This window comes from Companilactobacillus alimentarius DSM 20249, from assembly GCF_002849895.1.
Classification (GTDB): domain Bacteria; phylum Bacillota; class Bacilli; order Lactobacillales; family Lactobacillaceae; genus Companilactobacillus; species Companilactobacillus alimentarius.
Genome location: NZ_CP018867.1, coordinates 924,191 through 941,984, shown reverse-complemented (window position 1 = coordinate 941,984; position 17,794 = coordinate 924,191). Strand labels below are relative to the sequence as shown.

Sequence of the window (17,794 nt, the reverse complement as noted above, 5' to 3'; positions counted from 1 at the left end):
ATTGACTATGAATCAATTAATTTCGATAGTTTTACCAGTTTTTAACGAAGAGGCCGGCATTCAAGTTACTATTGATACGTTGTTGAATTACATTGAACAACAAGAAGAGAGTTATGAGTTGATTTTTGTCAATGATGGTTCAAGTGATAAGTCAGTACCAATCATTAAAAAGGCTATGAATCAAAATAATCATATTAAATTGGTTGAATTTTCTAGAAACTTTGGACATCAATTAGCAATTACCGCTGGATTGCACTATGCCAAAGGTGATGCCGTGGTAGTGATGGATGCTGACTTACAAGATCCACCAGAAGTAATTCCTCAAATGATTCAAAAATGGCATGAAGGATATCAAATTGTTTATGGTAAAAGGATGCAAAGAGATGGCGAGACGGTTTTTAAAAAATTTACAGCTAAAATGTTCTATCGAACCTTTGAAAAATTAGCGACAATCAAAATGCCATTGGATACTGGTGATTTTCGATTAATGGATCGTAAAGCGGTCAATCAATTATTGAAACTCCATGAAAAAGATCCGTTTGTAAGAGGACAAGTAACTTGGATTGGTTTTCGTCAAACGAGTGTCAAATATCATCGCCAAGAAAGAATTGCTGGCGAAACTAAGTATCCACTTTCTAAGATGATTAAATTAGCATTAGATGGAATTACTTCATTTTCAATGAAACCTTTGCAATTCGTTAATGTGTTCTCGATGGTTCCACTAGTAAGCAGTGTTTTTTATCTGGGTTATATGATTGCTAGTCGTAACTATAGTGTGGCGTCTGTAGGTATTACCATTCTATTGTTTACCTTAGGATTATTGATGTTATCCATCGGTATCATTGGTAGTTACTTAGGTCGAGTTTTAGACCAAGTAAATGATCGCCCGAGATATATTGTTAGTAAAACTGAAGGCTTTGAAGAAAGAAACAAAGGCATTCATAATTTAAACACTAGACAAATGCATAGTTAATTATGTCAACTACCACTGACTAAAGTCAGTGGCTTGTAGGTGATACATAAACTGTCTATCTACCAGCTACAATTTGCATAGATACAGCTCTGCGTACCGCCACTTGACGAATACGTCTTACATTAATTAGCAATGCCTTTTTAGTCCGCAAGTTGCCAAACGGACTTATTATCTACTGGGTTATGGTTAGTAGTCCCTTGTTCAGTATATTGATAGCCGCATTATGATCTCTGCTATGGTGAGTTTTACATACTGGACAATCCCACTGTCTATCAGATAAAATCAACTTATTGTCACCACTCATGACGTGTCCACACGTGGAACACGTCTGGGTGGTGTTTTTGGGATTGATTGTTATAAATGTCTTACCGTATAAATCAGCTTTATAAGTTAACATCGACAAAAATGTTCTCCATCCAACGTCAGAGATTGACATCGCTAAAGCATGATTTTTTAATAAATTGGAACTTCTCAATTCTTCAGCTACTACTAAATCGTGGTTATTAATGAGTGTAGTAGACAATTTATTCAAGAAGTTGTGACGTTGATTTTTAATCTTAGTACGTAATTGGGACACTAGTAGTCTTTGTTTCTGATAGTTTTTTGAAGTCCTAAGTTTTCTCTTTTCAGCCTTGGCACGAGTGCCTCGTCTAGATAGTATTCGTTGTTCTTTAGCTAATTTCTTTTTGATTCTTCGATAGAACCTTGGATTACTAAAGACAATATTGTTACTAGTAGTTAAGAAGTTTTCAGTATTCAAATCAATTCCGATACTTGTCCCAGTTTTAATCTTTTCTGAAACGAATGGTGTATCAGAACCTAATTGAAGCGAGACAAAGTATCTGTTACAAGCATCTTTACTAACAGTGACGGTACCGATTCTTATGTCTGTCTTATGATCAAATATTCTTTTATGTTGTCCCTTTATTCTAAGTTTGCCAAGCTTTGGTATTTGAATATGTTTGTTATCCAAAAATCTAACTGAACCAGAATAAATATTCATTTTAGATTTTTTAGGATACTGGCAATTAGTCTGATACTTTTCAAAATATCCTTTCTTATGAAATCTCGGAACTCCAGCTTTATGGACCTCCCGAAACATTTGCCAGGCCTTCAAATAATTTTGAACGGCATTAGCTTTGGCTAAACTATCAATTCTTTTGTCTTCCATATATTGGTAATGATTGGCTAATTCACGGATCTTTTTACGTCTTTTCAATTCATCAATACGTGTTTGAACTATCTTTATTGGCAGTCCAATTTTGCTTAGATGATAGACTTTTCTATCTATTCCAACCAATTTGTTATAAATGGCTCGGCTGATATTAGAATTTAATTTTATTAATTCTTTTTGCTTATAACTTGGGTAAATACGTACTTTAATTCCATAATGATATTCAAGTTCAGACATTGACTTCAAATCGTTCACCATCTTTGTGACATAAGTATACCAGAACGTATGTTCTGGCAGCAACAAAAAGGATAAAAAAGATGGCTATCCATCCCCCGACTAAAGACAGGGGATTTTCGCTAATTTTTTTATTAAAAAATAATTTATCAAATTAAAAAGTTTTGATACTGTTTAATTAATCGGTAATGTGTTAAAGTAATGGTAAATTTGATAAGTTTATAGTTGTTTGATGGACACTTATCTTATCGAATTGAATATGAACTATCCCATTCATAAAAAAGAAGCTGACGAACACCCAGTCGTCAGCCTCTTTTTTTATAGTTTATTTAATAAACATCGCCGTTATAAATCGAGTTTTTAACAATTACATAGTCAACTTTACGTAATGATTTTAAGTCTTTACCACCGCCATAGGAAATGGCCGATTGTAGATCTTGTTGCATTTCTATTAAGGTATCATGAATTTTTCCTTTATAAGGAACTAACATTCTCTTGCCTTCGACATTTTTATATTCGCCTTTTTGGTATTGAGACGCAGAACCGAAATAGGCTTTGTATTTTTTACCATCTTTTTCAATGACTTCACCGGGAGATTCTTTGTGACCAGCCAAAAGTGAACCGATCATAACCATACTAGCTCCGAAGCGAATTGATTTAGCGATATCTCCGTCGTTTCGAACACCACCGTCAGCAATAATAGGTTTACTAGCGGCCTTAGCACAGAGTCTAATAGCAGCCAATTGCCAGCCACCGGTCCCAAAGCCAGTTTTTAATTTAGTGATACAAACTTTACCAGGACCGATACCGACCTTGGTAGCGTCGGCACCAGCGTTTTCTAGTTCACGGACAGCTTCAGGGGTACCAACATTTCCTGCAATTAAGAAACTAGTAGGAATAATCTGTTTGATATATTTAATCATTTTGATAACACGATCACTGTGACCATGGGCCACATCAATCGTGATGTAATCAGGCTTCAAGTTTTCATTTTTTAGTTGGTCGATAAAATCAAATTCATTTTGTTTGATACCAACGCTAATGGAAGTAAAGAGGCTTTTTTGTTGCATATCTTTAATAAATTGAATTCTTTTCTCGGGTTCAAAACGGTGCATAATGTAAAAATAATCGTTTTCAGCTAATTTTTCAGCAAGTCCTTCATCGAGAATTGTCTGCATATTTGCTGGAACTACGGGAATTTTAAATTTTTTAGGTCCAAATTGGATACTTGTATCGCATTCTGAACGGCTATCGACGATACACTTGTTCGGTATTAGTTGAATATCTTCATAATCAAATACTTGCATGTATTATTCACTCCATTAATTACGAACAATTATTATTTTTATATTCTATTTCGTTCGTATATATAATTTAACTGGGAAAAGTAAAAAAGTCAAATATAATTTACGAACAAATTTCATTAATGTGATAGAATTTTCATATACAAAATAATTTGTATTTGCTATTGAATTTATTAAGAAATCAAATAGAAATATTTGACACTGATAAATGGAATTGGTATTATCATCTTATTATTAATAGAACGGTATATTAATAACGTTTATTAGAAGTCTACAAAAAATTGGTATATACAATAGGAGTGGCTAAAAAATGCAACATTATACTGCAGAAGATATTACAAAAATGGCAAATGATGAAAACGTTGAATTTATTTGTTTAATGTTTACAGATATCAATGGAATCATCAAAAATGTTGAAGTACCTATTTCACAATTGGATAAGGTACTTGCAAATAAGATTACTTTCGATGGATCATCAATTGATGGATTTACTCGTATCGAAGAAAGTGATATGTTATTACATCCAGATTTATCAACTTGGTTGATTTTCCCATGGGGCGAAGAACATGGAAAAGTTGCCCGTTTGATCTGTGATATTTACGAAACGGATGGCACACCATTTGCTGGCGATCCTCGAGTTAATTTGAAGAGAATCATCAAGAAGATGCAAGATATGGGTTACAGTCATTTCAACATTGGACCTGAACCAGAATTCTTCTTATTCAATACTGACGAACAAGGAAATCCAACTCTTCATTTAAATGATGATGGTAGTTATTTTGATTTTTCACCAGTCGATTTAGGTGTTAATGTTCGTAAAGATATAGTTTTAGGATTAGAAAAGATGGGCTTTGAAGTAGAAGCCAGTCATCACGAAGTTGCTCCTGGACAACAAGAAATTGATTTCAAGTATCAAGATGCTTTATCAGCTGCGGATAGCATTGAGACTTTTAAGTTGGTCGTAAAAACAATTGCTAGAAAACATGGTTTATTTGCAACCTTCATGCCAAAACCCGTTCAGGGTATTAATGGTTCTGGAATGCATATCAATATGTCATTGTTTAATGGCGATACAAATATCTTTGATACTAAAGATGATATGTTGTCAGACACAGCTAAAGAGTTTATGAGTGGCGTTTTGAAACATGCACGTGCTCTTACAGCTGTAAATAATCCTACTGTTAATTCATATAAACGTTTAGTTCCAGGTTATGAAGCACCTACGTATATTGCCTGGTCAAGTAAGAACCGTTCACCATTGATCCGTGTACCTGCTGCAACTGGTAAGGCCAAACGTATTGAAATGAGAAGTGTTGACCCAACAACAAATCCATACCTTGCTATTGCATGTATCCTTGATGCAGGTTTAGATGGCGTTAAGAGTAATTATGATTTAATGCCAGAAGTTAAAGATAATATTTATGAAATGTCAGAAGACAAGCGTCGCGAAGAAGGTATTGTTGATCTACCTTCAACTTTGCACAATGCATTGAAAGCACTCCGCAAAGATGAGTATGTTCAACAATCCCTTGGTAAGGAGTTGACTAATAGCTTGTTTGCAGCTAAGAACGCTGAATGGGCTAGATATCAACAAACTGTTTCACAATGGGAAAGAGATACTTATATGTCACAGTATTAATTTCAATGATTGATAAAAAAGCATTAGTAGTAATTAATTTCTAACTAATTACTGTTCGTGCTTTTTTTGTTTTTACAGAAAATAAAGTTTTATAAGATGACTGTGCGATATTGTGAAAACCGCTTCAAAGGTACTTTAATTGGCAAATAATTAATTATTTGTTTTCAATTATTTTATGGAAATTAGCTTTTTTTCGTGTTAAGATTTAGCGTAATCAAAATTCTGATTACTGCTTTCCCCCCAGAGAGCAGAAAAGGTCTCAGCGTAAGCTGAGACCTTTTTTTAATTTCTGGTAATACTTAAAACAGCTGTAGTTTTGAGCGAGTTCTTATTTCCCTTGCCAATTGAAATCCAATCAGCGGCACTGATTAAACCTTCAAGCTTGTTTTCTTCGTCATCTTCGGTAACTTTACCATCTTCAAAATTTCCCTTAAAGATACAGTCAAGATAGTAGTGATCGGCATTGCTGGCCATTAGTGATGATTGATATTTCCAAGCAACGATATAAGTATCTTCATTAATTTTGATACTTTCTCCATTTATTAAATTAATATTTATACTCATGAAAGCGCCCCCTCTTAAGTTTGATTATAACAAAAATAAAAAATTAATCCCGAAAATATTATAATTAAGTTAGAATAAACTAAATTAAAGACAAACCTTCAAGTTGGTTGTAAAAAACTATTAAAGGCAAGACAGATGTATTAAGCTAAATTTGTTTAGTAGTGGAGGGAAAAGCTTGAAAAAAAAATTACAAACCGTGGCTATGATTTTGATTTTTTTCACTTTAATGGGTTGTAGTAAACAAGATGTAAAAGTGACTATTCCCAGTGGTAAAAGTGATTTTGTCGAAAAATCAGATTATGGCAATTATTCAACTAATGAAAAGAAGTTAAAAGCATTTATTGAAAATAAGATGTTGACTAAAAAGGGGATTTATACCAATTATAGAAAGCAATCCTATGAAAAGGATGTCGCTCGTGGTCATGAATTACTCTCTGAATCTTCAGGAATGTGGTTGCAATATCTTGCTTATAATCATAAATATAGTGATTTTAGAAAGTTTTATCGTGCCACTAAGAAGACTTTTGATCAAAAAACGCAATTTAGTTATCGTTACACGCCATCAACTAATAAAAAATTCGACGTCAATGCGACTCTGGATGATTTAAGGATTATTAAAGCCTTGCAGATCTATGCCGACGAAACTGGAAATAAAACTTTTAAAAAGGAAGCAGCTACTAGGTTCGCTATGCTGGCAAAGAATACGATGAGTAATGGTAAAATTGCTAGTTTCTATGATGTGGGAACAAAAAAAGCCAGTGTAGAGGGTTCATTAGCTTACTATGACTTTTTGACTTTGAAATATTTTGAAACTACTACTAAGCAAAAGAAAATGTATCAAAAGCAATTAGCAGTGGTCAAGGATGGCTACCTAGGCGATGCTTTCCCTCTCTATTCCTCAAGCTATAATTGGCAAAGTAAATCGTACAGCGATGCCGATTTGAATACTTCTGAGGCAATGGAGACATTATTGCATTTAGCTGAGATTGGCAAAATAAAGAAAGTTTCGTTAAATTGGTTAGAACAGCAAGTTAAAAATAACACTTTATATAATAGTTATTCAGTCAATGGAAACGTGGTTAGTCGGTCGCATTCAGCTGGTAGCTATGCCATTGCTGCAATGATATTTGCTACTCAAGGTGATAAAAAAATGTATCGTCAAACGATGAAATTGGTTTGGAAATATCAGGTTAAGGATAAAAAATCAGATATTTATGGTGGAATAGGTATCAAACATCAAAACGAAGCCTATTCATTTAATAATTTAACGACTTTATTAGCAGCAAGATATTGAGGATGAGATCATTGAGAAAATATATATATAGTTTTTTGAAAAAATTTTCTAACGTAATTTCCCCAGCCCTATTTGCCACGATTTTAGCGGCAGTTATTAGTGGAATTATTTTATTTGTCCCACCGATCCATGGATTGGCTGACAATGGTGATTTCTATCGTTCAATTTTAGGCAATGGAATTTATCGACTACCAACTAATTACAGTCAGTACAGTGATTATGTCATTCCAAAGTTTGGTATTATGCAATATTTTAATGAAAATAATATTGCGGTATTATCTTCACAATCATTGTTTATTCAAATAGCATTATTTCTAAATAAATTATTTTATAGTAGAACCATTTTTGATATTCGCTTCATGGGTTTAGTTTACTATCTATTTTATTTAGGTGGGATCTATTTATTAACCAATGCTTTTGTTCATCCATATCGGAGAATAAAAAGCTACGTCATGGCTTTCTTGATTGTTTTTATTTTTGCAGATTCAGCTTATACGTTGTATTTTAATTCATTTTTCGCTGAACCAGGGATGTTAATATTTATGCTTTATTTGTGTGCTTCAATCATTTCCTTGGCGAGAAATGTTTATTCAAGAAGATGGCCGATGACTTTTCTATTTTTTATTTCGACTATTTTGTTAATAACCAATAAACAGCAAAATGCGCCTTTAGCTTTAAGTTTCGGCGTAGTGGCAATTGGAATTATGTTTTTGCCAAACTTTAAGGCCAGAAGGATGGCGACCGCTTTAGGAATCGTCTTAGTTCTGATGTCGGGAATAGGAATTTATAAATCAATTGGATCAGAAATCGTTGGGGCCAATACTTTTCAAACCTTTTCTCATGGTGTTCTTTTGGAAACAGGTGACCCTACTAAAAAAGTTGAACATGGTGGTGTTGATGGACAATTTGCTTTGATGCGAGGGGAAAATTATTATTCTAAAGATTATGCTACATTGGATCCAAGCAGTAAGTATGTCAAAAAACACTTGATGGATAAGACTGGCTTTGGCTGGGTCATTCGTTACTATGCTTCCAATTTGAAACAGTTCAATAATTTATTAGATGTAGCGGCTAAGGATATTACGGCAGTCCAACCTAGGGCCGTAGGAGATTTTGTGAGAAAAAGTGGACATAAGCCAGGCGAACAGCTGAAAACCTTTACGGCTTATAGCTCGTTTATGGGGGCCTTTTTTCCTGGTAAATATGCTTTTGACTGTTTATTAGCAATTGGTTTTATTTCTGTCTACAGTGTAGGTTTTTATTTAGATATCAAGGCAAAACGCTACATGGGAATTTTGCGCTTCTTTTTAATTTTTGGATTGATGACAATCGTGATTTTTGTCCCAATCGTTTCGATTATTGGTGATGGCGATGCTGATTTGGCCAAGCATCTTTTCTTGGTACCGGTTAGCTTGAATATGTCATTACTGATGTTTGTATCTGATCTTTTCAATCATACATTGTGGAATACCAAAGGAGATGAGGCTCGTGAATAAAATTAAATCATTGATGTTTATTGTGAGTTTGCTATTTTTTGGTTTAGTGATGGGGAAAACTCAAGTGATTGAGGCTTCTACGACTAGTGATCGAGTCTTGTTAGTTTATGATTCTCAAAATGATGTTCGATCCGATAAGAAAAATGTGGATGCTTTGCAGCGTAGTTTGACGAGTATGAATCTACAAGTTAAAACAGTTCAACAAGCGGATTATAAAAAAGGTATGTTGAATAAAAATTATTTAGGTGTAATAACAATGATCAATTGGCGTCAAGTCGGTTTGATAAATCAAAATTTCGTTGCAGATAGGGACAAGTTTTCCGGTATTAAATTACATATCGGAGAAAATCTTACCGCCACAGAAGCGAGTCAATTAGGAGTTAAAGTAAAAAAGATTTATCAACAGCAATTGATTTTGCAATCATCTGACAATCAAGAGACATTACCCTTTAAGCAAAGTATTACAGTGATTACTAAGAAAAATGCTCAATCACAACAAATTGGAACCCTAATGACGCAACAAGAAGATCAAAAGACTTATCCGTTTGGTTACATTAATGGTAAACAGGGGTATTTACCCTTCTTTACGCACAAAGGATTAAGTATGATTGTTCAAACTCAGATGATCGCACAGCTTTTTGGAAAGACTGGGAAATTTCAACCGTTGTTGACTATTAGCAATGTGTCACCCTATTCCAATTTGGAGACTTTAGATAAATTGAGTCGCTTTCTTTACAAAATGGATATTCCATTTGCAATCAGCATGACTTCTGTGAGTGAGAATACTGGCATGAAAGCATTTGAGTGTTTTACAGCAGTGTTAAGAAATGTTGAGAATCGTGGTGGCGTTATTTTCTTACAAATGCCGACAGTTAGTTCAGGCTCGGACACGGATGGACAAATTCTGAATCGAGATTTTCTAACTTATATTGTTAGTTTAGCTAGACAACAAGTTTTTCCAGTTGGTGTTAGTGCAGAAGGATTTTGGAATCAGGATAAGATTTTACGGAGCAATTCGTTGAAATACGCTGATCATTGGCTATTGTTGCCCGATGGACAAAAAGTTACCTATGTGAATCAGGATAATAATTCGCAAATTTCTAAACAAAGTTATTTTTCGATGCCGGCGACATCCTTAAATAATGTTAAAAAAAGCGATACGACTACATTTCCCATTCCGACATCATTGAGTATCCCAATGCCTTATACACAAAAGGAATTGGAGCATGTGGAATCAGAAATTAAGAGTTTGCCACTGAGTTGGTATGACCCGGTGGATTCTGGGTTAAGTAGTAAAATAAGTACAGAAACTACCTCATTGCAATACAATCACGGTTCCTATATTGTTAATGGGAAAGTTGAAGAGATTCGATCGGCTAGTTCTAACTTGAATAAGCAATTTTCAGATGGTAAGCCAACTTCACTCTTTAGTAATTATTTCAAAGTGCAAGGACATATCTTAGCGGTTTTCTTTGTCATAATTATGATTATTTTATTGATTTTTATTTTTATTGGACAAAAAGTCTATTGGAATAGATTCAGACGTTAGTTAAGGAAGTGATACTATTTCAGTCCTAGATTTCTTTTTGATGGTCGCTGTGATTTCAATTTGGGGGACCTTGGTCGTCAATCTAATTTTGACAGTAGCCGGCTATACGTGGTATTTGCGCCATATTTCTAAGCCGGATCCAAAGTTACCGAAAGATCCACCCTTTGTTTCGATCTTAGTACCTGCTCACAACGAAGGTATCGTAATCGTCAAGACAGTCTTGTCATTACTTAGTTTTGATTATCCTCAAGATCGTTATGAAGTTATCGTTATCAATGACAATTCAAGCGACAATTCAGCAGATTTATTGAAAAACTTACAGGATCAATTTGGAAGCCACCGACTCAAAGTGATCAATACAGATAATATTACTGGTGGTAAAGGTAAATCCAACGCTTTAAACATCGGATTAACTAAAGCTAAAGGAAGCTTAATTTCAATTTATGATGCGGACAATACGCCTGAGCATGGAGCTTTACGAATTCTCGTAGCTGAATTGTTGGGTAATGACCGTTTGGCGGCTGTAATTGGAAAGTTTAGAACACGTAACAAAAATGCCACCTTGCTTACTCGCTTTATTAATATTGAAACGTTATCTTTTCAATGGATGGCACAGGCTGGCAGACAGCAATTATTTCACCTTTGTACAATTCCTGGAACTAACTATGTGATTAGACGTAGTGTGATTGAAAAAGTCGGTGGTTGGGATGTTAAAGCTTTAGCAGAAGATACTGAAATCAGTTTTCGAATTTATCAAATGGGGTATCGAATCAAATTTCAACCTCGAGCAGTTACTTGGGAACAGGAACCTCAAACTTTAGACGTTTGGTTCCATCAGCGGACACGTTGGGTCAAGGGAAATATTTATGTCATTATAAAGAATGCTAAATTACTATTTCAGAAAAAAGGCCGGCCGATTCGATTCGACCTATTGTATTTTTTGACAATTTATTTCCTATTGATGACGTCTTTAGTTTTATCTGATTCCGTCTTTGTATTGTCGGTTGCAGGAATCGTTCATTCGAATCTACAAGGATTCAGCAATTACTTGTGGTTATTTGCGGTATTAATGTTTGTAATCAGTACTTTTGTAACGATAACAACTGAACGTGGCGAATTGACTTTTAGTAATTTGTTATTAATTATTTTTATGTATTTAGTTTATAGTCAAATGTGGCTAGCGGTAGCTGCATATGGAATGGTGGGGTATATTCGTGAACAAGTCTTTCATAAACAAGCCAAATGGTATAAAACAAAACGTTATAAGTAGTCTTTTATTAACGAGCTTGATTTTCTTATTAACCTTATGGTTATCGACTCCTACTACAATAAAAGCAGCTGATAATCAGACGTATACACAACAATTTCAAAATAGTATTACTACTTTGTCTGGCAAGTCCGTTGAGGCAAATATGTATTTCACTAAGATGGATTATTGGGATGTCAAAAAGGTTACTTTTAACCTCAATTATCAGGTTTCACAATTGGCTAATCGACAGACATCGGATATTACAGTGGCTTTAAATGGTGTGAAATTTTATTCTTTTAGACCAGGAAATAAAACGGGTTATCAGACACAAAAGATCGATGTTCCTTTGAAATTGCTCAGTGGTAGTAACCACTTAACGATTGATGGTCAAGTCTTAGATCAGACGTCAAAGAATTATCAGTTGCAGCAAACGCCAGCCAATTGGTTAACGATAGGTGATGGCTCTAATATTAATTTTGAATATCAGTTAAAAGAAGCTGAAAATACTTTGAGTTCCTTTTATGCACATTTCTCAGGACAAGATACTATTGCATATCAAAGATTGCTACAGCCAATAATCCAACTGATAGTGAATTGACCGCTAGCATGATTGCTTTGTCAGGTGAATCTCGGATTATTACAACTGAAAATGACCAAATTCCAGTCGTTCAAATGAAGAATTTGGCTGCTGCTAAAAACGATTATATCTTAGCAGTAGCTAAGTACTCTCATTTGCCGAAAGATCTAAAGAAACAAGTCAGTGCAGATGAAGTGAAAAATAAAGCTGTGATTAAAACATACTATACAGATGGTAAATATTATTTGATTGTTACCGCTAATTCAGGTTCTTTACTCAAAAAAGCAGCTCGTTTTGTGGCTAATGAAGAATTGATGAAGGAAACTGACAAAGTTGTTGAAGATATTGATCAAAATACTGAGACATTTACTTCTTCATTACGAGATAATGGCACTCATTATTTAACGGATACAGCAAATCAAGTTCAAGGCGCCGGTCATAAGGAAACTAGTTATTTGATTCAATTGCCAAATGACCGTTCTAATGCTGACGGCTCTAAAATAACTTTGCATTTTAATTATAGTAAGAACTTGAATTTCAATCGGTCACTCGTCACGGTCTATGTTAACAATACAGTTATTGGCAGCAAGAAATTAACCGCTAATAAAGCTGACAACGATACATTGACCGTCAAGCTACCTAGGGGATTGGCACTGGGGAGTAGTTTCACTGTCAGAGTTGGCTTTGACCTAGAGATGAAGGATCAGGATACAAGTGATAATAGCAATACACCTTGGATACAAGTAAATCCTAATTCTAAGATGATCGTTAAATCAGAACGGAGTAATGACTTACTATTCACCAACTATCCAACTTTGTTCATCAATAATGAGACGTATGATAATTTAGCTGTAATTGTACCGAAGAATCTCAAAGCAAATGATTTCAAATCTTTGACGAATATTTTTAATTTGATTGGTAATTTTGCTAAAAGTAATACTGGTAAGATTCAGTTTTATGAAGAAATTCCTAGTAAATCTGTTTTAAAAGACAGTAATGTGATTGTTTTGGGAACACCTCAGAATAATCAAATGATCAAGCAATTGAATTCTAAATTGTATTTCAAATATTCAAAAAACTTTAGTCGGATTGTATCTAATGAAAAATTGAGTATTGAAAAAGATTATGGCAAACATATTGGAACGGCTCAATTAATACGTTCCCCTTACAATGATAAGCGGGGGATGTTAGTCGTTACCGGGGCAAATTCTCAAGATGCATATTTGGCTTCGACACAGATTAATTTTCAGAAAAATATTCAACAATTTACGGGAGATGCTGTGGTCGTTGATTTAAATAATGCTCATTACAGTTATCGTTTCAAGAAGAACAAAGCAATTGATAAATCACTTGAAACTAAACAGACTTTCACTAAAAATTCTCAGTTAATCCTTTATCTAGGGATGGCTTTGGTCGTGATTATTTTAATTGGCATAGCTATAATTTTGACGGTCAGAAAACAAGGACATTTGAATGGGGGTAATAAGAATGACAAACAACAATGATGAAAAAGATTCACTCTTACAAGATGTTGGATTGTTATTATTTATTTCTTTATTCAGTGCTACGGCTGTACTGATGGCTTTATCAGGTAGTATCCTTTTGAACGTAATTTATTTGTTCTGTACGATTCTTTTATTGATGATTACGTATTTCTTTGACATTTTGCCAAGTTTGATTGCTAATATAGTTTTCATTGGTATTCAAGCAGTGATCATGATTTATCAATACGTGAGTCAAACAGCTCGTATTCCATGGAAATTAAGCTTTTGGATGATTATGCCGATACTTTTGTCGTTAACTTTGTATATGATGACTAAAAACCTAGTTGCTATTCAAAAGTCCAATGGTGAGTTGAGAACAGCTTTAATTGAACGTGGGGCATTTGATGAACAAACCAATTTGCGGACTACAGTGGCTTATATTGAAGATATAGCGGTCTTTGCGGAAACAAACCGAAGATTTGATATACCTGTAACGACAGCAATCATTAAAATCCGTTATTTTAATGATTTAAAGCGCATGATGAGTCAAAATCAAATGCAATTATTGTTGAAATTGACGACGGACTCCATTAAAGAAAAGACTAGAACTAATGATATTACTTACTTGTTGAATAATGAGGATCCTACTTGGGCGATTCTTTCGTATACTGATGCAAAAGGTGCTGGGATTGCCACGAGTCGAATCAAAGATGGCTTTGAAAAAAATGTTAAGGCTAATGACTCGCTTTCAACAATGGCAATTTCAATGATCGTCGGAATTGCTTCCTGGGATTCGTCGACGATGAAGACACCATATGATTTGATGAATGCAGGTATTCATGAAACTCAATACGATGTATAAATCATTTATTTCATAAAAAAAAAGACGTCCAATTGGACGTCTTTTTTAAAATCATTAATTTATTATAAGTAAAAAAATCGCAAAAAAGATAATACCAAGAATGGCCGACCATTCGTACCATCTATCAGGTTTATTAAACTCAACTGTGTTATGCCCCCGTTTACGAGGGTACCACGACGGATATTCTTTTTTGGACATATTCTTCATTTTGCATCTTCTCCTTATTCTCTAAACTAATTATATCGAGAACTTATTGAAAATTCTACCACTGAACTAAATAATTAGTAGGAAAATTCCAAAATGTAAGGGCTTGCTTTTTATTAATTTAGTAATATAATTAGGTTCATCCGTTGAGTTAATTTTAGGAGGTAGACAAATGAAATATCAAGTAAGCTTGAATACAAAGTCTCAATTGTTTACCGTTGTGGATACAAATACAAAAGTCTTTGCAAACGGTAAAACAATTGAAGAAGCAGTTAACAAATTAAAGACGACTGTTTAATTAATAACTGAATTTTATAGTAAATAAATGATCTATAGCTTGAGCTATGGGTCTTTTTGTTTGCTGAAAAAGTAAATATAAAAAAGCAAACCCATTACTGGATTTGCTTTTATTATATTTCAAGTTATTTAGCATTCTTTTGTACGGCTTTGATTGCCTTTTTATGTGAGCCGTTAAATAGTTTCCATTTCTTGCCATCAGGAGATTTAATTGTTGTTTTACCAACTTTAACAAAGTTCCATTCGAAATCGGGTTCCTTGATAACTCTGAAACCATCAATCTTGAATTTCTTAGCATTCTTTTTATTCATAACCAATTTGGCTTTTTTGAAATCTGTGATTGCCTTTTGAGAACCATTTTTGCTTACACGAACGAATTGAACAGTCTTTTTGTCCTTACCAGTAAAGAAAGTGATAAATTCATCTTTATTATCGGAACTGACACCAACATAGTCATGCCCCTTAATTTCGTCCTTAGTGATTTTTTTAGCAGAGTGTTTTTCTACTTGTTGTGTATTACCATTTGAACAGCCTGTAGCAACTGTAGCAAATCCACCCATTAATGAAACAGCGGCTAATAAAGTAACCAATGTTTTTTTCATTATAATCTTCTCCTTGATGCAATATATTGATAGAAATCTATCGTCACTTCTGATTCTATGGTAACGAAAAATAAAAATCAATTTATATTGTAAATTCTCAAAGTAAATTTAAATAAAATTTATCTTTTTGGCATAATTTGTTGTATAATTAACTAGTTGTCAAATGCGAACTTAGTTTAATGGTAAAATACCAGCTTCCCAAGCTAGTGTCGCGAGTTCGATTCTCGTAGTTCGCTTTATCTTAATTATAGAAGTTCTAGTAAGTTATAGAAATTGATTAGAGTGTGTCACAGATGTGTCACACTTTTTTAAAAGATAAATAGCTGATAAAGATTGTTATTGCCTTTTTTATGTGCTATTATATTTTTGCAAAAGAAGGACTAATTAGTTAATTGATTTAAAGCGAGATCAAATTTTGGTGTAAGTTGATCATTTCAGTGACTAAGTCGCATCCCATCTTAATAATTATAAATTTAATATATTAATTAATGAGTGGATATTAATCAATTAGAGTGGTACCGCGGGAAATCTCGTCTCTTTCAATACTATAGTTATTGGAAGAGGCGTTTTTTTTATCCAATAGGAGGAAAATATGGACTTTAAAAAACAAGTAGTTGATGCCTTAGTTAAGGTATTACCTGACGAAATTACTGAGGAACAAGTAACAAAATTAATTGAGAAACCTAAGACATCAGATCTTGGTGATTATGCGTTTCCAACTTTTATTCTTGCTAAGTCATTGCACAAAGCACCTAAGATGATTGCCGAAGAATTAGTTGGCAAAATTGATACGACTGGTTTTGAACAAGTTGTAAACACAGGCGCATATATTAACTTTTTCTTAGATAAAAAGAGCTTTTCAAATGATGTCATTAAAGAAGTCTTAACAGAAAAAAATAATTATGGTAACGCAGACGAAGGTAAGGGACGCAACGTACCAATCGATATGTCATCACCTAATATTGCTAAGCCTATGTCAATGGGTCATTTGCGTTCAACTGTAATTGGTAATTCGATTTCAAAGATCATCAGTAAATTAAACTATCAACCAGTTAAAATTAATCACTTGGGTGATTGGGGAACACAATTTGGTAAGTTGATTGTTGGTTATAAGATGTGGGGTTCAGAGGCAGAAGTTGAAGCAGATCCTATTAATAACCTTTTGAAATATTATGTTCGTTTCCATAAAGAGGCAGAGGCTAAACCAGAATTAGACGATGAGGCTCGTGCTTGGTTTAAGAAGATGGAAGATGGCGACAAAGAGGCTCTTAGTCTTTGGACATGGTTCAAGGAACTTTCATTGAAAGAATTCCAATCAATTTATGATCGTTTGGATGTTACTTTTGATCACTTTACGGGTGAATCATTCTATAACGACAAGATGGATGCAATTGTTGATACTTTGGAAGAAAAAGGACTTTTGCAAGAGAGTCGTGGAGCTGAGATCGTTGACTTATCAGAATATGATCTTTCACCGGCTTTGATCAAGAAGACTGATGGAGCTACGTTGTATATCACACGTGATTTGGCAGCCGCTAAATACCGTAAGGATACGTTCGATTTCGTTAAATCGCTTTATGTTGTTGGTAGTGAACAAGCAGAGCACTTTGCTAAATTAAAGATTGTTCTTAAGAAAATGGGTTATGACTGGGCTGACGATATTGTTTATATTCCATTCGGTTTGATTACAGCTGGCGGTAAGAAACTTTCGACACGTAAGGGAAATGTTATCTTATTAGATAATGTTTTAAACGATGCAGTCGACTTAGCTAAGAAGCAAATCGAAGAAAAGAATCCTGATTTGAAGAATAAAGATGCAGTTGCGGAAGCTGTTGGTGTCGGTGCGGTTGTCTTCCATGACTTGAAGAATGATCGTCGTGATAGTTTTGACTTCAATTTGGAAGAAGTTGTTCGTTTTGAAGGTGAAACAGGTCCTTATGTTCAATATACGAATGCTCGTGCTTTAAGTATTTTGAGAAAATCTGATGCTGATTATGCAGATGCTACTGACTTTTCATTAACTGATCCAGAAGCTTGGGACACTATCAAGATGCTTGAAGATTTCCCTAATGTTGTTAAACGTGCTGCAGCAACTTATGAGCCATCAGTAATCGCTAAATATGTTCTAAAGTTAGCAAAGAGTTTCAATCAATATTATGCACACAGTAAGATTTTGGCTGATGATGAAGGCTTGAAAGCTAGATTAGCCTTAGTTAAATCAGTTTCAACGGTCTTACAAATGTCTTTAGCACTTCTTGGTGTTAGAGCTCCAGAAGAAATGTAGGGTGAATT

15 protein-coding genes and 1 tRNA gene are annotated in these 17,794 nt (G+C 34.2%); 12 read left to right on the top strand and 4 right to left on the bottom strand.

The window, feature by feature from the left end:
* Positions 1-7: 7 nt before the first annotated feature.
* Positions 8-973, top strand: a complete 966-nt coding sequence (locus LA20249_RS04590; RefSeq protein ID WP_057739929.1) for a glycosyltransferase family 2 protein — start codon at positions 8-10, stop codon at positions 971-973.
* Positions 974-1,145: 172 nt separating this feature from the next.
* Here LA20249_RS04590 and LA20249_RS04585 read toward each other — a convergent pair whose 3' ends face one another.
* Positions 1,146-2,393 carry an RNA-guided endonuclease InsQ/TnpB family protein gene (locus tag LA20249_RS04585; protein WP_101836918.1) on the bottom strand — a complete coding sequence of 416 codons (1,248 nt, stop codon included), beginning with the start codon at positions 2,391-2,393 and terminating at the stop codon, positions 1,146-1,148.
* A 317-nt stretch (positions 2,394-2,710) separates the two neighbouring features.
* Complete coding sequence (gene guaC, locus LA20249_RS04580) at positions 2,711-3,688, bottom strand: GMP reductase (protein ID WP_057739932.1); 978 nt, start codon at positions 3,686-3,688, stop codon at positions 2,711-2,713.
* A 307-nt stretch (positions 3,689-3,995) separates the two neighbouring features.
* On the opposite strand from guaC, the gene glnA reads away from it, so the two are divergent.
* Positions 3,996-5,324: a type I glutamate--ammonia ligase gene (gene glnA / locus LA20249_RS04575; protein ID WP_057739934.1), complete on the top strand. Its 1,329-nt coding sequence runs from the start codon at positions 3,996-3,998 to the stop codon at positions 5,322-5,324.
* Positions 5,325-5,606: 282 nt separating this feature from the next.
* Here the strand turns inward: glnA and LA20249_RS04570 are convergent, their stop codons facing one another.
* Positions 5,607-5,888 (bottom strand): hypothetical protein, encoded by a 282-nt coding sequence (locus LA20249_RS04570; RefSeq protein ID WP_057739936.1) that lies wholly within the window; start codon positions 5,886-5,888, stop codon positions 5,607-5,609.
* Positions 5,889-6,063: 175 nt separating this feature from the next.
* Between LA20249_RS04570 and LA20249_RS04565 the strand changes: the two genes are divergently transcribed.
* From LA20249_RS04565 to LA20249_RS11980, 8 genes are all read left to right on the top strand, one after another.
* Positions 6,064-7,182: a hypothetical protein gene (locus LA20249_RS04565; protein WP_057739937.1), complete on the top strand. Its 1,119-nt coding sequence runs from the start codon at positions 6,064-6,066 to the stop codon at positions 7,180-7,182.
* Positions 7,183-7,184: 2 nt separating this feature from the next.
* Positions 7,185-8,678 (top strand): glycan biosynthesis hexose transferase WsfD, encoded by a 1,494-nt coding sequence (wsfD, locus tag LA20249_RS04560; protein ID WP_057739939.1) that lies wholly within the window; start codon positions 7,185-7,187, stop codon positions 8,676-8,678.
* Positions 8,671-10,227, top strand: a complete 1,557-nt coding sequence (locus tag LA20249_RS04555) for a hypothetical protein (protein ID WP_057739941.1) — start codon at positions 8,671-8,673, stop codon at positions 10,225-10,227. The genes wsfD and LA20249_RS04555 overlap by 8 nt, the downstream gene beginning before the upstream one ends.
* Before the next feature lie 40 nt (positions 10,228-10,267).
* The gene (locus LA20249_RS04550) at positions 10,268-11,497 is read left to right on the top strand and encodes a glycosyltransferase family 2 protein (protein WP_057739943.1); all 1,230 of its coding nucleotides are present in this window, start codon (positions 10,268-10,270) and stop codon (positions 11,495-11,497) included.
* Positions 11,442-12,074 carry a cellulose biosynthesis cyclic di-GMP-binding regulatory protein BcsB gene (locus LA20249_RS12030; RefSeq protein ID WP_335583111.1) on the top strand — a complete coding sequence of 211 codons (633 nt, stop codon included), beginning with the start codon at positions 11,442-11,444 and terminating at the stop codon, positions 12,072-12,074. The genes LA20249_RS04550 and LA20249_RS12030 overlap by 56 nt, the downstream gene beginning before the upstream one ends.
* Positions 12,071-13,558 carry a cellulose biosynthesis cyclic di-GMP-binding regulatory protein BcsB gene (locus LA20249_RS04545; protein WP_307724098.1) on the top strand — a complete coding sequence of 496 codons (1,488 nt, stop codon included), beginning with the start codon at positions 12,071-12,073 and terminating at the stop codon, positions 13,556-13,558. The genes LA20249_RS12030 and LA20249_RS04545 overlap by 4 nt, the downstream gene beginning before the upstream one ends.
* Positions 13,542-14,399 (top strand): hypothetical protein, encoded by an 858-nt coding sequence (locus tag LA20249_RS04540; protein WP_057739945.1) that lies wholly within the window; start codon positions 13,542-13,544, stop codon positions 14,397-14,399. The genes LA20249_RS04545 and LA20249_RS04540 overlap by 17 nt, the downstream gene beginning before the upstream one ends.
* Positions 14,400-14,775: 376 nt before the next feature.
* Positions 14,776-14,901: a hypothetical protein gene (locus LA20249_RS11980; RefSeq protein ID WP_257790484.1), complete on the top strand. Its 126-nt coding sequence runs from the start codon at positions 14,776-14,778 to the stop codon at positions 14,899-14,901.
* Positions 14,902-15,025: 124 nt separating this feature from the next.
* On the opposite strand, the gene LA20249_RS04535 is transcribed toward LA20249_RS11980, so the two are convergent.
* A complete protein-coding gene (locus tag LA20249_RS04535; RefSeq protein ID WP_057739947.1) occupies positions 15,026-15,502 on the bottom strand; it encodes a hypothetical protein in 477 nt (158 codons plus the stop codon).
* Between the two features lie 165 nt (positions 15,503-15,667).
* On the opposite strand from LA20249_RS04535, the gene LA20249_RS04530 reads away from it, so the two are divergent.
* Both LA20249_RS04530 and argS read left to right on the top strand, forming a co-directional pair.
* Positions 15,668-15,738, top strand: a tRNA-Gly gene (locus LA20249_RS04530).
* Between the two features lie 356 nt (positions 15,739-16,094).
* The gene (gene argS, locus LA20249_RS04525; RefSeq protein ID WP_057739949.1) at positions 16,095-17,786 is read left to right on the top strand and encodes an arginine--tRNA ligase; all 1,692 of its coding nucleotides are present in this window, start codon (positions 16,095-16,097) and stop codon (positions 17,784-17,786) included.
* Positions 17,787-17,794: the final 8 nt, after the last annotated feature.